Source organism: Streptomyces sp. ADI95-16 (assembly GCF_003721495.1).
In the GTDB taxonomy this organism is placed as follows: domain Bacteria; phylum Actinomycetota; class Actinomycetes; order Streptomycetales; family Streptomycetaceae; genus Streptomyces; species Streptomyces goshikiensis.
In genome coordinates this window covers 24454-40558 of record NZ_CP033581.1, presented here as the reverse complement: position 1 = coordinate 40558, position 16105 = coordinate 24454, and the positions used below count along the sequence as shown (strand labels likewise).

The 16105-nt window shown below is 69.8% G+C and carries 17 protein-coding genes and 1 pseudogene; 6 read left to right on the top strand and 12 right to left on the bottom strand.

Going from position 1 to position 16105, the window contains the following annotated elements; translation table 11 throughout:
- Positions 1-2: 2 nt before the first annotated feature.
- Together EES41_RS00205 and EES41_RS43735 are read left to right on the top strand one after the other, a co-directional pair.
- Positions 3-559, top strand: a pseudogene (locus tag EES41_RS00205) (XRE family transcriptional regulator).
- Positions 560-785: 226 nt separating this feature from the next.
- On the top strand, positions 786-2630 hold the full coding sequence (locus EES41_RS43735; RefSeq protein WP_123074565.1) for a phosphatidylinositol-specific phospholipase C domain-containing protein: 1845 nt from the start codon (positions 786-788) through the stop codon (positions 2628-2630).
- Positions 2631-3234: 604 nt separating this feature from the next.
- Here the strand turns inward: EES41_RS43735 and EES41_RS41170 are convergent.
- The gene (locus tag EES41_RS41170; protein ID WP_164495653.1) at positions 3235-3393 is read right to left on the bottom strand and encodes a hypothetical protein; all 159 of its coding nucleotides are present in this window, start codon (positions 3391-3393) and stop codon (positions 3235-3237) included.
- 459 nt (positions 3394-3852) lie between these two features.
- On the opposite strand from EES41_RS41170, the gene EES41_RS00195 reads away from it, so the two are divergent.
- Positions 3853-4062, top strand: coding sequence for a hypothetical protein (locus tag EES41_RS00195; protein WP_123074563.1), 210 nt, complete (start codon positions 3853-3855; stop codon positions 4060-4062).
- Positions 4063-4138: 76 nt separating this feature from the next.
- The gene (locus EES41_RS00190; protein ID WP_123074561.1) at positions 4139-4822 is read left to right on the top strand and encodes a restriction endonuclease; all 684 of its coding nucleotides are present in this window, start codon (positions 4139-4141) and stop codon (positions 4820-4822) included.
- Between the two features lie 140 nt (positions 4823-4962).
- On the opposite strand, the gene EES41_RS00185 is transcribed toward EES41_RS00190, so the two are convergent.
- The 11 genes from EES41_RS00185 to EES41_RS00135 all read right to left on the bottom strand — a co-directional run bounded on the left by EES41_RS00185 (position 4963) and on the right by EES41_RS00135 (position 14602).
- A complete protein-coding gene (locus EES41_RS00185) occupies positions 4963-5904 on the bottom strand; it encodes a class I SAM-dependent methyltransferase (protein WP_123074559.1) in 942 nt (313 codons plus the stop codon).
- A complete protein-coding gene (locus EES41_RS00180) occupies positions 5901-6719 on the bottom strand; it encodes a class I SAM-dependent methyltransferase (RefSeq protein WP_254211230.1) in 819 nt (272 codons plus the stop codon). Before EES41_RS00180 ends, EES41_RS00185 begins: the two co-directional genes overlap by 4 nt.
- A gap of 26 nt (positions 6720-6745) precedes the next feature.
- The gene (locus EES41_RS42540; protein WP_254211229.1) at positions 6746-6970 is read right to left on the bottom strand and encodes a hypothetical protein; all 225 of its coding nucleotides are present in this window, start codon (positions 6968-6970) and stop codon (positions 6746-6748) included.
- 300 nt (positions 6971-7270) lie between these two features.
- A protein-coding gene (locus EES41_RS00170) for an IS5 family transposase (RefSeq protein WP_174261634.1) occupies positions 7271-8106 on the bottom strand; the annotation gives its coding sequence in 2 pieces (ribosomal slippage) (positions 7271-7737 and positions 7737-8106; 837 coding nt in all).
- A complete protein-coding gene (locus tag EES41_RS44025) occupies positions 8048-8521 on the bottom strand; it encodes a hypothetical protein (RefSeq protein WP_164495635.1) in 474 nt (157 codons plus the stop codon). The genes EES41_RS00170 and EES41_RS44025 overlap by 59 nt, the downstream gene beginning before the upstream one ends.
- Positions 8522-9926: 1405 nt before the next feature.
- Positions 9927-10469 (bottom strand): hypothetical protein, encoded by a 543-nt coding sequence (locus EES41_RS00160; protein ID WP_123074553.1) that lies wholly within the window; start codon positions 10467-10469, stop codon positions 9927-9929.
- A 303-nt stretch (positions 10470-10772) separates the two neighbouring features.
- Positions 10773-11234 carry a GNAT family N-acetyltransferase gene (locus EES41_RS00155; protein ID WP_123074551.1) on the bottom strand — a complete coding sequence of 154 codons (462 nt, stop codon included), beginning with the start codon at positions 11232-11234 and terminating at the stop codon, positions 10773-10775.
- 66 nt (positions 11235-11300) lie between these two features.
- Entirely contained in the window at positions 11301-12623 is a 1323-nt protein-coding gene (locus tag EES41_RS00150; protein WP_123074549.1) for a UDP-glucose/GDP-mannose dehydrogenase family protein, read from the bottom strand.
- 95 nt (positions 12624-12718) lie between these two features.
- The gene (locus EES41_RS00145) at positions 12719-12994 is read right to left on the bottom strand and encodes a hypothetical protein (RefSeq protein WP_123074547.1); all 276 of its coding nucleotides are present in this window, start codon (positions 12992-12994) and stop codon (positions 12719-12721) included.
- Between the two features lie 6 nt (positions 12995-13000).
- A complete protein-coding gene (locus EES41_RS00140) occupies positions 13001-13714 on the bottom strand; it encodes a tetratricopeptide repeat protein (RefSeq protein ID WP_123074545.1) in 714 nt (237 codons plus the stop codon).
- A 258-nt stretch (positions 13715-13972) separates the two neighbouring features.
- The gene (locus EES41_RS00135; RefSeq protein WP_123074543.1) at positions 13973-14602 is read right to left on the bottom strand and encodes a helix-turn-helix domain-containing protein; all 630 of its coding nucleotides are present in this window, start codon (positions 14600-14602) and stop codon (positions 13973-13975) included.
- Between the two features lie 81 nt (positions 14603-14683).
- Here EES41_RS00135 and EES41_RS00130 point away from each other — a divergent pair, with 81 nt between their 5' ends.
- Together EES41_RS00130 and EES41_RS00125 are read left to right on the top strand one after the other, a co-directional pair.
- Positions 14684-15436, top strand: coding sequence for an MBL fold metallo-hydrolase (locus tag EES41_RS00130; protein ID WP_123074541.1), 753 nt, complete (start codon positions 14684-14686; stop codon positions 15434-15436).
- A gap of 23 nt (positions 15437-15459) precedes the next feature.
- Positions 15460-16104 (top strand): NAD(P)-dependent oxidoreductase, encoded by a 645-nt coding sequence (locus tag EES41_RS00125; protein ID WP_123074539.1) that lies wholly within the window; start codon positions 15460-15462, stop codon positions 16102-16104.
- Position 16105 lies beyond the last annotated feature (1 nt).

Below are 16105 nucleotides of genomic sequence, written 5' to 3'. Positions count from 1 at the left end.
CCATGGTCGACTCACTCGGGGACAGCCTGGACCGCGCACTGGAGGGGGCGTTCACCCGCCGCATCCCCCAGAGCGCCCAGGCCCAGATGAAGTACCTGGTCAAGCAGCTCAAGGGCACCAAGGCCGCTGCCCAGGCGCTCGGGATCACCCAGGCACCGTGGAGCGGTACGTCACGGGCAAGCTCAAGCGGCCCCGCCAGGACCTCCGCGGCCGCCTGGAGCGCGAGGTCAAGAAGCGCTGGCAGCCGCAGGTCTGCGCGAAGGCGAGGAAGAGGGCAGCATCCACGGACGGCCTGGTCGTCTCCACCCGCGCCCGGTGCGGATTCACCGCCGCCGCGGGCACCACCGACGACGCCCGGATCCGCGACATCACCCAGGCCCTGCCGCCCGCCTTCGCGGACCAGCTGTTCACCGCACGGGAACAGCGCGCCACCGAGCAGCAGCTCCAGCAGATCGCGGCCAACGGCCTCGCGAAGATGTACTTCCGCGCCAACGACAGCCGCGCGCACGGCCTCGGCGTGGAGTTCACCGACGTCGAACGGCTCGACATCGAGCTGTGAACGCCCGCCCTGAGCGCTTCACGTGGCGGATGAGCGCCTGAGTTGACGGGACTGAGCGTCCGGGTTGGCCCGCAAGGCCGGACTCGCCGCGGAGGACAGCTCCGGATCTTGACCGCATTTCGACTACTCACCGGATCTCCTTGCTGACAGTTTGTGTTCACCCGTGGGCTCGTTGCCGGCGGTGACGTGAGCGGGACGTGCCAGCTCCGGACGGAAGAGGGTTGCGATGAGCGAGTTACCTGTCGAAGATGAGAAGGCTGCTCCCCAGCTGCTCGAAATGCTTCCCGGAGGCGGAGAAGCAGTTCCCCTGCCGTCGGAAAAGCCTGAGGAGGAGCTGCCGCTGCACGATCCGTGGGCCAGCGGGTCCGTGCCCGCCGGCGCAGAACAGATCACTGCGTCTCTGTCCGACTGGATGGCGGACATCCCTGACACGGTCAAGCTGACCGACATGTCCATTCCGGGTACGCATGAATCCTGTGCCCTGCATGACACGTGGTCGTTCGGGTACGCCACGTGCCAGGAATGGAGCCTGCCACAGCAGTTAGCGGCGGGTGTCCGGTTCGTGGATATCCGCTGTCGCGTGGTGGGCAGCGGTACCGGACGCAGCTTCGCCGTCCACCACGGCGACGTCTACCAGAAACTGATGTTCGGTGACGCCATGCAGCAGTGCTGGGACTTCCTGCAGGCCCACCCCGGCGAGACGATCCTGATGCGGCTCTCGCAGACGAAGTCCAACGAATCAGCCGCAGACTTCCGCTGGGTCTTCGAGAACAGCTACGCGGCCTGGCTGTACCGGTTCCACATCGCGACGAGCGTCCCCGCCCTCGGGCAGGTCCGCGGCAAAATCGTGCTGATGACCCGCGATCCCTACATCGGGGGACTGAACCTCGGCTCCTCCCCGTTCGACACCCAGGACTACTGGGACAGGCCGACCATCGCGTACAAGAAGCAGCTCGTGAGCAACCAGCTGGCCAAGGCGATCAATGCCGGACCGTCCAGGTCGCAGATGTTCATGAACTACACCAGCGCCAACAGCGGGCCCCAGTACGGCGTGACGCCCTTGGACTACGCGAAGGAAGTGAACCCCCACACCCTGGCGGAGCTCAACCGCCTCTACTCTCCCGGCGGGCGCACCGGCGTGGTCGCGATGGACTTCATCAACCGGCAGAGCGCCGTGACAGGCGCCATCATCAGGATGAACCGCCAGCCCAGCGACGACATCGCCCTCGTCGCCCACAACGGGTCCGCCTGGAGCGGTCCGATCCTGCCGTGGCCCGGTTCCAAGACCAATGACGCGCCCGCGCTGGCCATGCACGGAGGCAACCTGTACTGCGCGGTCCGCGGCCTCGGCAATCAGATCTTCGTCAGCCGCCGCGAAACCAACGGGCAGTGGACAGGATTCGGCCAGGTCCCCGGTGTCGTCACCCAGTCCGCCCCGGCCCTGGCCTCGTTCAACGGCCGGCTGTACCTGACCTACCGGGTGTCGAGCAACGACACGAACAACAACAGCTGCGGAGTCCGGTCCTCCACCCGGGGTGACGACTGGACCGCCCACGATCGCGTCAACGTCACGTACACCACCGGCGGGGGCGCCCTGGCCTCCCACCTCGGCAGGCTGTGGCACGCGGTCGCCGGCCAGTCCCGCAGCATCATGGTCGGCAGCTTCAGCGGCTCCAGCTGGTGGCTCTCCGCCGACACGAAGATCCACCAGACCACGGCCGCCCCGGCGCTGGCCGCCTTCCAGAACAAGCTGTACATGGCCTACCGCGGCCTCAACAACCAAGTCTTCGTCACCGTCCGCGACGACAGGGTCGGTGCCAGCAGTCCCTGGCCCGCTGCCGTGCAACTGCCTGGCAGCACCACGGCATCCCCGGCCCTGGCCGTCCGCGGCAACACCCTGTACTGCGCCGTCCGGGGCGGGGACGACCGGATCTACCTCAGCAGCCACACGGGCTCCGGCTGGTCCGCCTTCTCTCCGATCACCACAGCCGACACCGTGACCCGCACCGGCCCCGCCCTCGCCGCCCCCGACGCCACCGACCTGTACCTCGCCTACCGGGCCGTACTGTGACCGCGAGCCTCCCGCGTCCACCGTCCCTGCAAGGAAGGAACGGCCTCTAAGCCCCCAGCCGTTGGGCGGCGGTTGGGCGGCCGGACGCTCTGACGCCGTAGCCGGCGAAAGCCGCCAGCTACGGCAATCAGTCACACGCCCATGACGAGGGCCCCGAACCGCGCGCGGTTCGGGGCCCCAGGCACACCTACCGAGGGGTTACGCCGGCGGCGGGGGCAGCACGTTCGCAGTCGGCTCCTCACGGGCGAGCTGGAGGAGCCGGGCACGGTCGGCGGTGGCGTTCCGTCCGCGCTGGGGTGTCTGTTTCCGAAACGTATACGAGGACGGCAGCAGTGCGCTGGGCGAAGGTGGTGGTGGCGAGGCCGGGATGCTTCCGGCTGAGGGTCGTGGCGATGCTGGACAGGCGGCGGTGCAGGCGGGGTGAGGAGACGTTCTTCGCGGTGGCGAGGACCGTCTCGCCACTCGTCAGTGCGGTGGTGACGTCGCCTTCGAGTTGCTGGATGTCGATCAGGTCGAGTGTGGCGATGAGCCGGTCTCGGGGGGTACTTCTCGTCTGCGATGTCGAGCCGGCCTGCGAGGTGATCGCGTGCGTGGACGGGGTTCTTCAGGGCGAGCCAGGCGCGACGGTGGCGGAGTCGACGGCCTTGGGGGAGATCCACCGGGTCCGCCAGGGGTCGTCGGTGGTACGGCGGTCGAGGTACTCGTATGCGGTGCCGCGGGCCCGGCGTACGCCGTCCGGGTCGTTGCTGCGTCCCGCGATCACGATGTTCAGGTCAGGGCGTGCTCGCTGCCCTGGGCGTCGTCCAGGGCGCGGATGTTGTGCAGGGAGCCCAATCCGCTGGAGGACGCCTTCGGAGAGAGGGCCGCCGTTGCGGGGGCCGCCATAGGCGGCTTCACGGTTGAGGAGGAGTTCGAGAGCAGAGGAGAGGTACAGCCCCCACCTGCGGCTCTACATCATGAACTCAGCCAGGGCCCGCCAGTGGACCGCCGCGAACATCGGACCGCGCGGAGGACGGGACTAACGGCTGTGCAAGGCGTGCCGACCAAGCGAGCCGTGACGGCCGAAGTTCGCCGCCGCGCGCTATCCGGCCAGGTCCGATGGCTTTGTGCCATTCGTCGGCAACCCGCCTCCAACATCACCAAGGCACCGCTACACAAGGGGGTCGGCGGCGGCATCCAGCCGTCCGTGGCGTGAAGGCCAGTCGGCGGGAGGTGGGGGCGGTTGGTGACCATCAACGTGGCGGTGTTGCTCGTAGTCGTCGTCATCTGGCGGCTTCGGCGCCGTACGCAGGCCCGCAGCCGCTTCGACGAGAATCTGACCGTCGTCATCGTCCTGGCGCTGGGCGTGCTGATCGCTCCCACCCCGGCCGGTCAGGGGATCTTGAACTTCCTGGGGCAGCTCGCGAGCGGCGTCACCCAGGCCAGCCGATGAGCCTGCGCACACGCACGGGCCGGACGGCGCCCGCCGGCTCACACAGTGGACCACGGGTCCGGGAGGTGGGGGAGTGATGGCGGCACGCCGACGGCGCCTGAAGAAGAAGACGCGCAAGAAACTGCAGTTCTGGGGTGCGGTGGCGGCGGCCGCCGCAGTGGCGTGGGTCGCCGCGAACTGGTCGTCGGTGTGGCCCGTCCTGGTCGCCGTACTCGCCGCGGCCGTACTCGGCGGAGTCGGCTGGGTGCTCATGCGGGCGCACCGCCGCGCGGTCGGCCAGGACCGCGCGTGGCGGACACAGGAGGAGGCCCGGGCGCGCGAGTTGTCCATGGCCCAGGTCGACGGCTTGTCGTGGCAGGAATTCGAGAAGTACATCGCGGAGCTGTGCCGGCGTGACGGCTGCACGAAGGTCGTCGTCAGCGGCAAGAGCGGTGACCTGGGCGCGGACGTCGTCGGCTACCTGGCCGACGGCCGCAAGCTGGTCATCCAGTGCAAGAAGTATGCGCCGCACCGGAGCGTGCCCTCGCAAGACATGCAGAAGTTCGTCGGCACCGCCCGCCTCGAGCACGGCGCGGATGTCGCTCTGTTCGTCACCACCTGCCACGCGTTCACGAGGGACGCACTGGGCCTGGCGCTACGCCAGGACATCGTGGCACTGCACCGCGACCTGCTGGGCTCCTGGGTCAAAGGCGCTCATCTGGAGACACTGATCCCGCTGAACGGCAGCGGCGGTGGCGTCAGGCGGCGTCCCTCCGCCTGACCGCGTCAAGTACATCCGAGAGGCACGGACCGCCTCTGACGGCTCGGGCGGGCTGTCAGACCACGGCCGGGCAGGCCCGCTCGCGCGAGAAAGCGCGCCTGCCCGGAACCAGGAGCGATCAGGCGGTGCCCGGGCAAGATCTACTGGGTGAAGTCCCGGAGGAGCATCTTTGCCGGGCGCAGGGTGGTCAGGCCGATCCTGGGTTTCAGCACGCCCTGGGCGATGTCGTTTTCCGACATGGTGAGCGCACGGGTGGACGGCTGTCTGCGGGCGTGCGAATGTCGCGAGCGGGCCGGTAGTTGGGGCCTGGTGGCGATAACGGCTTCGATGGGGACGGTGTTCTCGAAGGTGCCGTTCGGGCTGAACGCGGTGAGCTCACGGCGCAGGAGTTCTTCGAAGGCGGCCTGCCGGGTGCCGAGGACGGCGGGGCTGGAGTAGGAGAAGGAGTACTGCAGGCCGATGAGCTCGTCCAGGGTGCGGGTGAAGGTCTGGTCCCAGCGGGCGGTCTCGATCCGGGAGAAGGCGGACCGGAGCAGTGCCTCGTCCCGGCCTTCGGCGGGATGGGCGACGGGACCGTGCTCCTGGCGGTAGCCGGGGCCGATGACATCGGTGCAGACGCTCTCGATGATGTCGAGCCATGCCGGCCTGACCGTGCTGTTCCTGGGGCCGGTGGAGACGAGGGCGATCCCGCCGTCGGGGCGGATGAGCGTGTCGAGGTCGGCCAGGATCTGGGTCTGGTTCATCCACTGAAAGGTCTTGCCCATCGTGCACAGGTGGAGCGGGGGCAGGCCCATGCCGGTGAGGCCGGCGTCGTCGGCGCACGCCCAGGTGATGTTGCCGGCGTGGTGCGCGGCGGCGGCCTTGCGTCCTTCGCTGATCATGGCCGGTTCGATGTCGACCGCGTAGACGTGGCCGGCCCGTGAGGCGAGGGGGATGGTGATGGTGCCCGGTCCGCAGCCCAGATCGAGAACCGTCTGGGTCCCGTCGAGCTGGAAGCGGTCGGCCAGGAGCGCGAAGAACTCCTCGGGGTAGCGGGGGCGGAAGGCGGCGTAGTGGTGTGCGGCGGAGGCGAAGGTCGTCACGGGGTGGTGCTCCTTCCGTTGGGGCGGGTGGCGATGAGGACTTCGGTGCGGATCGCCTCGTGGTAGAGGCCGGAGGGGTCGTGGTCGAGGAGGGCGCGGCGCAGGTCGCGTGTGAAGGCGCCCAGGTTGTCGCCGAGCTGGGCGGGGGTGGAGTAGGAGTTGGACAGCTGGAGTCCGACGAGCCGGTCGAGGTCGCGCGTCACGTGTTGTTCCAGAGACGTGAGTTCCACGCGGGAGAACGGCGAGTGCCGGAGGGTGTCGGTGAAGCGGTCCGTGGGTTCGGGGTAGATGCCGGTGCCGGCGCGGCGTACGGGCCCGAGGTAGGCGGTGCGGACCTGGGCGATGACGGGCGCCCAGGTGGGCAGGGGCGTGGTGCTGGGGGGACCGGCGGAGGCGACGACGATGCCGCCACCGAGGGTGATGAGGTGGTCAAGGTCGGCCAGGACGCGGGGCCGGTCGAACCAGTGGAACGACTTGGCCATGACGCACAGGTCGATCGGGGGCAGTTCCAGGGCGGTGATCTGGGCAGAGTCGCTGTTGATCCACTCGATGTTCGTGACGTTCCGCTCGGCGGCGAGGCGGGCACCGGCGGCAAGCATCCCCGGCTCGGGGTCGATGGCGTAGAGGCGGGCGACGTGGGGTGCCAGCGGCAGGGCTGACATGCCCGGGCCGCAGCCCAGGTCCATGGCCGTCTGGGTGCCGTCGAGGCCGAACCGCTCGGCCAGGAGCGCGAAGAGCTCGTCGGGGTACCAGGGCCGGAAGCGGACGTAGTGCTCCGCTGCCGATGCGAACAGCGCGGGAGGGTCTGCTGTCACGGCGGGCCTTCTTGCACGGGAAGGGGTCATCGGGCGAGGGTGGCGAGGTAGGACTCGGCGGTCCAGGGGGTGAGCTCGATGCCGAAGCCGGAGCGGGGCCCGTCCTCGGTGTGGACGAGCTTGCCCGACAGGTAGACGGTGTCGCCCGTACGGAACGCCCCGGTGTACGCGCCCAGGTAGGAGCGCATGTGGGTGATGCGGCGGGCGAAGATCTCGGGGTCGTCGACGGTGGACTGGATGACGGTGTCCACGCCGATGCCGTACAGCGCCGGTGTGGCCAGGCCCTGGACGTCGTCGGTGATGGTGGCGACGACGCTGATGGCCCCGACCTCCTTGGTGGTGACGTCGGTGAAGGTGCGGTCGCCGTCCTCGCGCAGGGGCTCGCAGTTGATGTGGGCGTCGGCCCCAGCCGTGAGGCCCTGCAGCTTGCGGGTTTATTGGCGCATCAGGACGTCGAAGGAACTGCCCGTCATGTACTTGGCGCGGCGCAGGTAGAGCCGGGTGAGGGCATCGCCTTCGTACGGGCGGATGAGGTCGCGGTCTAAGAGGTCCTAACAAAGGCGTTGGACGTGGCGGTGGGTGATGAGGCAGGTGGCGAGGCCGAGGAAGGCTTCGTGAATGTCGTCGCGTCGTTCCCATCGAATCCGTAGCCGGCGGAGGCCGTGGAACCATGCGATGGTCCGCTCCACGACCCACCGGTGGACTCCGAGGCCGGAACCGTGCGGGACGCCGCGGCGGGCGATCACCGGTTTGATGCCCAGTGCCCAGGCGAGACGGCGGTATTTGTCGTGGTCGTAGCCGCGGTCGCCGAGCAGGCTGTCGGGTCGTTTGCGTGGCCGTCCGACCAGGCCGGCGACCGAGGGGATCTTCTTCAGCAGGGGTATCAGCTGGGTGACGTCGTTGCGGTTGCCGCCAGTCAGGGAGACGGCGAGTGGGATGCCCTGGCCGTCGACGATGAGGTGGTGCTTGCTGCCCGGTCGTGCTCGGTCGACCGGGCTGGGCCCGCTTTTGGGCCCCGCCGAGCGGCCCTGACGTGGGAGGAGTCGATCACCGCCCGCGACCAGTCCAGCTTCTTCGCGACCCGCAGCTTCTTCAGCAGCACCAGGTGCAGTTGATCCCAGACACCGGCGTCGTTCCACGCGGCCAGACGCCGCCAGCAGGTCATGCCTGATCCGAAGCCCAGCTCCTGCGGCAGGTACTCCCACTGGATCCCGGTATGCAGCACGAACAGGGTCCCGCAGAGTGCCTGCCGGTCCGGCACCCGAGGGCGTCCCTCGACCTGCTTCGGCGCTGGCTCAGGCAGTAACGGCTCGATGAGCGACCACAGTTCATCCGACACGATCCACGGCCGCGACTGACGTTTCCCCACGGCCAGACCAACGACCATCCGAACCGAAAGTCACATGATCAACAACTTCTGTTAGGAACTCTAAGAAGAGTTCGCGGGCGGCTTCGTAGCCGCGGCGTCCATAGCAGACGAGGTCGACGTCGGAGCGCGCGTTGAAGCAGCCGACCAGGAACGAGCCGGTCACGCCGATCATGTCCTGCGCACCGAGGTCGACGACACGGTCGATGACGGCCTTCAGGTCCCTGGCGACGGAGCGCCGATCCTCGTGAACCGGATCTCCCCGACCGGCGGTCGGCGGGTCGTGATCCGGATCCGCGGCGTCGACACGGTCCTCGGGGTGGCTTTCTCCGATACGGATCTGATCGAGTTCCTGCGGCGCATCGAGATCCCCGACGCAGACGGGCTCGTCCTCGGCGATTCCGAAGTCATCGCCTGGCAGGGCGGGCAGCCACACCAATACGAGTAGGCGTGGTGGACCCAGGCCGGGCCGCCGTGGGTGCGGTGTCGCTGGGCTTGGCGGGTGTGTACCACGGGGGTGAAAGAAGGGGGGAGCGGTGGGGGGTGAGATCGGGGGAGAGGTGCGGGGAGAGATGTGGGGAACCGGTTTCGGTGTCCTTACTGCATTGCACCTGAATCGCAGCCGGTGACTAGCCAGACTTATAGGTAGGAGGGGTGGGGGAGTGAAGAGAACGGCTGAGGGAATGGAGCGGTTTGAAAGGGGGCGTGAGGACGGTGGCGAGGACAGAGAGGGGATGGAGGAGGGGATGGGGGAGAGGGGAGCCGGAGAGAGGGAGGGCGGAGGAGTGGGCTGGTGGAGGTTGGGGCTGGGAGGGAGCGGTGGGGGAGGGGGTGGGTGAAATGAATGTGGCCGACGCCCACTTCCGCTGAGAGCGGGTGGCAAGAGTGTCGGCCGCGGGGCGGGATCCGTTGCACAGCGCTGGCGGAGGGGCGGGTGCGGGCCGCATCTTGCGTCCCGTCGGCGCGTCCGTAGATGCAGTGGCGTTTCGGCGGTGAATCGGACGGCTGTGGTGTGAAAGCGCATAGGGAGGCGGTGGACACTGATCCCGCGCCCTACCAGCTATGCCGGGGGCTCGGGCGGCGGGCTGTCGCGGGCGGTGGCGGCCTCGCTCTCCTCGGCGGCGGGGGCCTGTTCCGTGCGGCTGAGTTCGCCGCGCAGGTAGGTGATCAGAGTCCGCAGCCGGGGGAGGTCGGGCGGGCGGGACGGACACGCTCAGCCCCCGTACCGCGCCTGACGCGCGGCCCTGCATGACGCGCACAAGGGCGACGCTGGAGCGCCCTTCCGTACGCCAGGAGATCCGCACCGGGCACAGGGGCCGGTCCGGCTGGGCACACATGTGCAGGCGCTCGGCCTGGCTCGCGCGCGTAACGGGCCCAGGTGAAGCCGGTGGGATGGGAGAGCTGCTGCGGCTGATGAGCGTGATCGAGGAAGAAGGCTGTCCACCGGTCCCTCAGAGCCGCACGGTACCCGCCGTCGAGGCGTGACAGGACCAAGCCGCAGTGGGAGGTCGGACGGGACGCTCGGGCTGTCTTGCGGGCGGGCAGGGGCTATGACACGCGGCCGCTTGGCCGGCCACGGACTCGGTCTCGCCACGCCTCTGGCGGTCCCCAATGTGGCCAGGCTCGTACAGCCCGAGTGGTGACTCTGCAAACCTCCCCACCCCAGGCCAGAGCGCCCACCCGCCCAGAAACTCACCGGCACCCCTGCGGCTGCCGGTGACTTGCCTGGTGACCTCACCAGCGCCGGTGTGAACTTACCGGTGACCTGCAGGGTGCCTCGTATGAACTCACCGGTGAGCCCGGAGAGGATTTGGGCGGGGTCCGGGCGTCGGGGAGGAGTCTCAGGCTCCCAGCGGCTTGACCAGGGTGCGGTAGACCGGTGCGGTCCCAGGGCCGGGTGTGCCCTGCGGGCGTGTAGCCGAGGCGTTCGTACCAGGCGGCGACCGGGGGCTTCGGGGCGGACGGTGAGCGTGGCCCGCTCGGCGGTGATCCCGTTCAGGACGTCGGTGTGCAGCTTGCTGCCCGACACCGTGCCGGCGCTGGCCGGCGAGGACGGCGATCTCCTTTACGACGAACGTGCGCTGGCCGTCCTTGCGGGTGAACTCCTCTGCCGGTGTCGTGTCCAGGAAGCCGCCCCACCATCCGGTGGTGGACGCGAGCGGTAGCCCGTACGCCAAACCGGCCAGTTCCCCGCTGGCGCAGCGGGCGAGGACCAGCCGGAAGCCGGGGGTCTTGTGTTCGCGCTGGTAGGTCTCCAGGAACAGTGCGAGGTCACGGGTCCCCTCGTTGTATGGGTGTTCCGCGAAAACGGACTCGAATACGGGGGTGATGTCGTCCAGCGCCCGCCCCGCGTCCGAGGGGTCGGTGATCAAGGTGTAGTCCACGGGCTCGCGCCTGCCGGATCAGTTCGGTTCCCAGGAGGCCGCTGCCGCCGATGATCAGGACTGTCATGTGCGCCACGGTAGACCGGCCCCGGCAGGCGCCCGGCGGCAAGCCGCTCCTTCTTCCGGGGCGGACCCGGGCCGGCGGCAGCGCGCCAGGGGCGGACGGCGAAGGCCGTCACCCCGAGTCCGGGGCGACGGCCTTCGCCGCCAGCGTGCCGGGCTGGCCCAGGACGCTGGGACGGACCGCCTGGGACAGACGGGCCTCCGGCTGCTCGCCGCCAGGGCCGTACTCCTGACGAGGCGCTACGTCTGGGGCTGCCAGACGCAGCGGACGTCCGGCTCGCGCTCGTCGTTGCGCAGACCGTCGCTCCGCTCGACCTCAACGAAGCCGTGCCGTTCGTAGAACCGCCGGGCCGCCGCGTTGACCTGGAACGTCCACAGCGTCAGCCCGTCAGGCTTCCGCTGCTCGGCCAGGGACATGAACCGGTCGCCGAGGCCCCGCCCGCGCCACGCGGGGTCGAGGTAGAGCTGTTTCAGCTCCTTTCCGTCGAGCACCAGGAGCCCCACCACGGTGCTTCCGGTATCCGCCACCCAGGTCTCGTACCGCGGCACGAGCACCCGTGCGAACCAGTCGTGAACCTCGGCTTCGTCGTGCGCGCAGCGCACGGTGGGCAGCGCGGTGGCGAAGGAACGTAGCCACACATCGGCTGCGGCGCGGGCGTCGGAGTCGCTGGCGCGGCGCAGAACAACGTCGTTGCTGGACATCGTGCGCTACCTCCAGCGGTCCAAAGGCTGATGACGTTGTGCGGGGCGTTCGCGCTGGGACCGGTGCTACTTTTCGGGGCGTCCGAGCTGGTGGACGGTCCAGCCGGCCGTGCGCCAGGACTCCGGGTCGAGGGTGGTGCGGCAGTCGACCAGCAGGGGGCTGGCCGCGCGGCCAGCCAGCTCACGGGGGTCCGCCTGCTGGTATTCGGGCCATTCGGTGGCCAGGACGACGACGTCGGTGTCTTGGACGGAGGCGGCCAGGTCGTCGGTGTAGTCCAGTTCCGGGTTGCGGGTCATGGCGGTGGCCACGGCCTGCGGGTCGTGAACGGTGACGGTGCCGCCGGCCTGCTGGAGGGCATGGGCGAGCGCGAGGGCCGGGCTCTCCCTGACGTCGTTGGTGCCGGGCTTGAACGCGGCTCCCCACACAGTGATCTTGGCGTGCTTGACGGGACGGTCGCCCAGGGCGTTGCGGATGAGGCCCATGGCGACGTCGGTGCGGCTCTCGTTGATTTCCTCGGCGGCGCGCAGGAAGGTGGCTGCCTTGTCGGCGCCGAGCTGGCGGGCGGAGGCGGTGAAGGCGCGGACGTCCTTGGGGAGGCAGCCGCCGCCGTAGCCGATGCCGGGCCTCATGCCGCCGCTGCCGATGCGGGGGTCGATGCCGAGGATGTCCACGATCTGGGAGATGTCGCCGCCCGCCGCGTCGCACATGTCGGCGACGGCGTTGATGTAGGAGATCTTCAGGCCGAGGAAGGTGTTCGCGGCGCCCTTGGCGAGTTCGGCGGTCTGCGGGTCGGTGACGAACAGGGGGACGCCCGCATCCAGGATGGGGGCGTAGACGGCACGGATCGCCTTCTCGGCCTCGACGGTGGTGAGGCCGGCGATGAGGCGGTCCGGCCGAAGGGTGTCCTCGACCGCGTGTCCCTCGCGGAGGAACTCCGGGTTCCACACCACGTCTACGGACGCGCCTGCGGGGGCCAGGCGCTGGGCGAGGGCGGTGACCTGAACGGTGGTGCCTACGGTGACCGTGGACTTCCCGACGATCGTGCACGGCCGGTCGAGGTGGGGAGCGAGCTGGCGGATGGCGCCGTATACCTGCCCGGTGTCGTACGAGCGGCCGTCCGCGTCGATGGGGGTGCCGACGCCGATGAAGTGCATCTCGGCGAACGCGGCAGCCTCGCGGATGTCGGTGGTGAACCGCAGGCGTCCGCTCGCGGTGTGACGGGCGAGCAGCTCGGGAAGGCCGGTCTCGTAGATGGGGCACTCGCCGGAGTTCAGGCTGTCGACCTTGGCCTGGTCGACGTCCACGCCGATGACTTCGTGACCCAGTTCGGCCATCGCCGCCGCGTGCGGGATGCCGAGGTGCCCGCAGCCGATTACTGAAATACGCATTCCTTGACTCTCATCCTGGGAGGGGCCCGTGTGCGGGGCCGGGGAACGAGCCCAGAGGCTAGCGCCGTTCCCCGGCCCGCCGGTTCACGTGCTGGTCACGCGAGGTTCAGCAGCCGCTCCAGCTCACTGACCGCGGCGGCGGCCGTCTGCCGTACGACCACGTCACCGCTCTGCGGGGCCTCCAGCGGGTATTCGAACCAGGAGCCATCCGGACGGGGGAATCCCTCCGGGTCGACGAGGAACACCTTCGGCCCGGCCTCTCGGGCCCGCTTGGCCACCCACCGCCGGTCGGCGTGCAGGCCGATCACGACCAGGGCCTTCGCGTCGGGGTGGAAGGTGACCGGCGGGATCCGCTGGTCGTAGCGGCGCATGAACCGTCAGGTGCTGGCGATGCCGTGGTTGTCGATCAGGGGGACCAGGACGCGGACACGTTCGTGAAGGTCGCCGACTCCCGTAGCCGGTACGCCGGCCAGGATCTGGTCGAGGCGGGCGAGGCGGGCGCGCGATGTCGAACGCAGCCGGGCAGCGGGGACACGGGCGAGGACATCCAGGGCCCGCTGAGCCGCGTCCGCGGGCCGGGTGGGTGCCTCGGCCTGAGCGAGCCCCAGGGCGGCCGCGGCCCAGCCGGGTGTGGCCACGGCAGTGGACGCGATGGACGTTTCGGCAGCGGAGCGCGCGCGGTTGTGGTGGCCGAGGGCGATGGCGGACTCGGCCTGGTGGAGGGTGTACTCGGCGGCGTCGAACCCGAACCGGCCCGGAGCGAACCCCACCGGGTCGGTTTCGAGTTCGCGGGCGGCCGCGGCAAGCGCCGTGTCGGCTTCCTGCTCCCGTCCGAGTCCGGCGAGGGAGGTCAGCTGTGCCCAGGCGTGTGCCTGGGCTTTTGGCAGGCCGGCGGGGGCGTGGGCGACGGCCCGCTCGGCGTAGGCCAGGGCGTTCTCGTAGCGGTTCTCGGCGCGGGCGACCATGCTCTGCGCGCCCAGGGCCCAGGCGGTGAGCCGGGTGTCGTCGGTGCGGGTGCCGTAGGCGGTGGCGGTGGCCAGGTGGGCGCGGGCGCCGGTGTGGTCGTCGAGGTGGAAGGCCAGGTTGCCCATCAGGGCCGAGAGCCAGCCGACGTTGCGGTGCAGTCCGCCCGCGACCTGCTCGTGGACGTGGCCGGTGACCAGGCAGTCGGTGAGCAGGCCGCGGGCGGCCCGTACTTCCTCGAACAGGAGGTACGGGGGGTGCTTGGGATAGGTGAGGGCGTAGTGCTCGACGGCCGCCTCCGCCAGCTCGGTGACCTCAGCGCTGCCGTGGGGATCGGCGAGCAGGGCGAGCTGGAGGGATTCGCGGACGGCCGGAAGGCCGGTCGTTCAGCGGGGCAGGATGCGCAGTACTGCCTCGTGTTCGCCGCTGAGCCGCAGGCCTTGCTGTACTGCGGCGCTCAGATCGAGGTCGCCGAGCAGGGTCGCGGCCAGCAGGTGCGGCGGTCCGGTCAGGGACGCGGTGGGGTGGTCGACCCGGCCGGCGTGGGTGTGCACCGAGCCGTCCTTGACTTCGATGACCAGGTCTTCGTTGCCGTCGGCGTGCAGTTGCAGGGCGATTGCCGGCTGGTCGGGGCGGTGGTCGGTCAGTGCCCGGGCGGGCATGTCCAGCCAGTGGGTGCGGAAGGTGTCGCTGCCGGCCGGCTCACGCAACAGCGGAATTCCCCATCGGCTCAGTTCCTGCAGCACCGGCTCCAGCGCGCGGCCACGCTCGGTGAGGGAGAACAGGGTGGTGGCCACCGGCGGCGGGGCGGCCTCGCGGTGGATCAGGCCGGCTCCCTCGAGTTCGCGGAGCCGGTCGACCAGCAGGTTGCTGGCGATCCCGGGCAGCCCGTTGCGCAGGTCGGTGTGCCGGCAAGGACCCAGGGCGAGCAGTTCGCGGACGATCAGCAGGGTCCATCGGTCGCCGATGGTGTCCAGTGCTTTCGCGATGCCGCAGTACTGCCCGTAGGTGCGCATGCCTCCACCCTACATTGTGACGTTGAGATTCAAAACTCTCTTGTTGACTTTCTCAACAGCGTCGGTCTAGCGTCGCTGCCCATGACCACCACCCTTTCCGTGCGTCGGCTGGCCTGGGCCGGCGTCGAGATCCGTCTCGGCGACACCCGCCTGCTGATCGACCCGCTCGAGAACGTCGCTCCGCTGGCGCCGGTGATGGGGCCGCCGCACCGGCCGGTCGACCCGGTCGATACCCCGCCCGGCACCCACGCCCTCATCACCCACCTGCACCCCGACCACTACGACCACGACCTGATCGCCCGGATCGCGGCCACCGGCACGATCGGCTGCCACACCCCGAGCGCGGCCGGGCTGCGCGAGGCGGGCATCACCCCCGTTGCCCAGGACCTGGGCCAGTCACGGCGCATCGGAGAGCTGACCGTCACCCCGGTGACCTCGCTGGACTGGCGCGGCAACGACTGCGACCAGGTCGCCTGGGTCGTCGAAGGGGCCGGCCGGCGGGTCATCCACTGCGGCGACACCCAGTGGCACGGCAGCTGGTGGCAGATCGCCCGCGACCACGGCCCGTTCGACGTCGCGTTCGTCCCGGTCAACGGCGTCATCGCCCACTTCGAGGGCTACGCGGCCAACGTCCCGGCGACCATGACCCCCGAGCAGGGCGTCGAGGCCGCCGTCGCACTCGGCGCCGGCACCGTCTGCGCCATGCACTACGGCCTGTTCCACAACCCGCCGTTCTACACCGAACAACCCGACATCGAGCAGCGCTTTCAGCACGCCGCCGACGAGCGGGGCATCACCGCGGCCATCATCGCCGACGGCCAGCCCGTCCTCTGACCATCAGAAACAAGGAGCAACACATGAAGATCGTCCTGTTCGGTGCCAGCGGCAACATCGGTCGGCCCACCACCGAGGAATTGCTGCGGCGCGGCCACACCGTCACCGCGGTCACCCGAGCCGGCCACGTCGACGGCCTCGAGCACAAGGCCCTGACCGTGACCACCGGTGACGTCACCGACCCCGCGGCGGTCGCCGGCCTCGCCGCCTCCCACGACGCCGTGCTCTCGGCCGTCGGCCCCCGGATCGGCCAGGAAAGCGACCGCGCCACGATCGTCGGTGCCGCCCGTGCGCTGATCGACGGACTCCGCCGTGCCGGCGTCACCCGCCTGGTCACCATCGGCGGTGCCGGAAGCCTGCGCACGCCGACCGGCGCCCGGGTCATGGACGACCCGGACTTCCCCGCGCTGTGGAAGGCCAACGCCCTGGCCCAGTCCGAAGCGCTCGACCTCTACCGCGGCGTGCACGACCTCGACTGGACGTACGTGTCGCCCGCCGCGGTCATCGGAGCGGGCGAGCGGACCGGGGCCTACCGCAGCGCCGGGGACACCCTGCTCACCGACGACGACGGCAACAGCCGCATCTCGTACGCCGACTACGCGATCGCCTTGGCCGACACGATCGAGAGCGGCACCGCGATCCGCCGCCGCATCACCGTGGCGTACTGAG

Bases quoted from the DNA above. Each gene is read 5' to 3' on its own strand.
- EES41_RS00135 (WP_123074543.1), bottom strand. From the start codon at position 14,602: ATGCGCACCTACGGGCAGTACTGCGGCATCGCGAAAGCACTGGACACC.
- EES41_RS00150 (WP_123074549.1), bottom strand. From the start codon at position 12,623: ATGCGTATTTCAGTAATCGGCTGCGGGCACCTCGGCATCCCGCACGCG.
- EES41_RS43735 (WP_123074565.1), top strand. From the start codon at position 786: ATGAGCGAGTTACCTGTCGAAGATGAGAAGGCTGCTCCCCAGCTGCTC.
- EES41_RS00190 (WP_123074561.1), top strand. From the start codon at position 4,139: ATGGCGGCACGCCGACGGCGCCTGAAGAAGAAGACGCGCAAGAAACTG.
- EES41_RS00145 (WP_123074547.1), bottom strand. From the start codon at position 12,994: ATGCGCCGCTACGACCAGCGGATCCCGCCGGTCACCTTCCACCCCGAC.
- EES41_RS00130 (WP_123074541.1), top strand. From the start codon at position 14,684: ATGACCACCACCCTTTCCGTGCGTCGGCTGGCCTGGGCCGGCGTCGAG.
- EES41_RS00140 (WP_123074545.1), bottom strand. From the start codon at position 13,714: ATGGGCAACCTGGCCTTCCACCTCGACGACCACACCGGCGCCCGCGCC.
- EES41_RS00125 (WP_123074539.1), top strand. From the start codon at position 15,460: ATGAAGATCGTCCTGTTCGGTGCCAGCGGCAACATCGGTCGGCCCACC.
- EES41_RS00155 (WP_123074551.1), bottom strand. From the start codon at position 11,234: ATGTCCAGCAACGACGTTGTTCTGCGCCGCGCCAGCGACTCCGACGCC.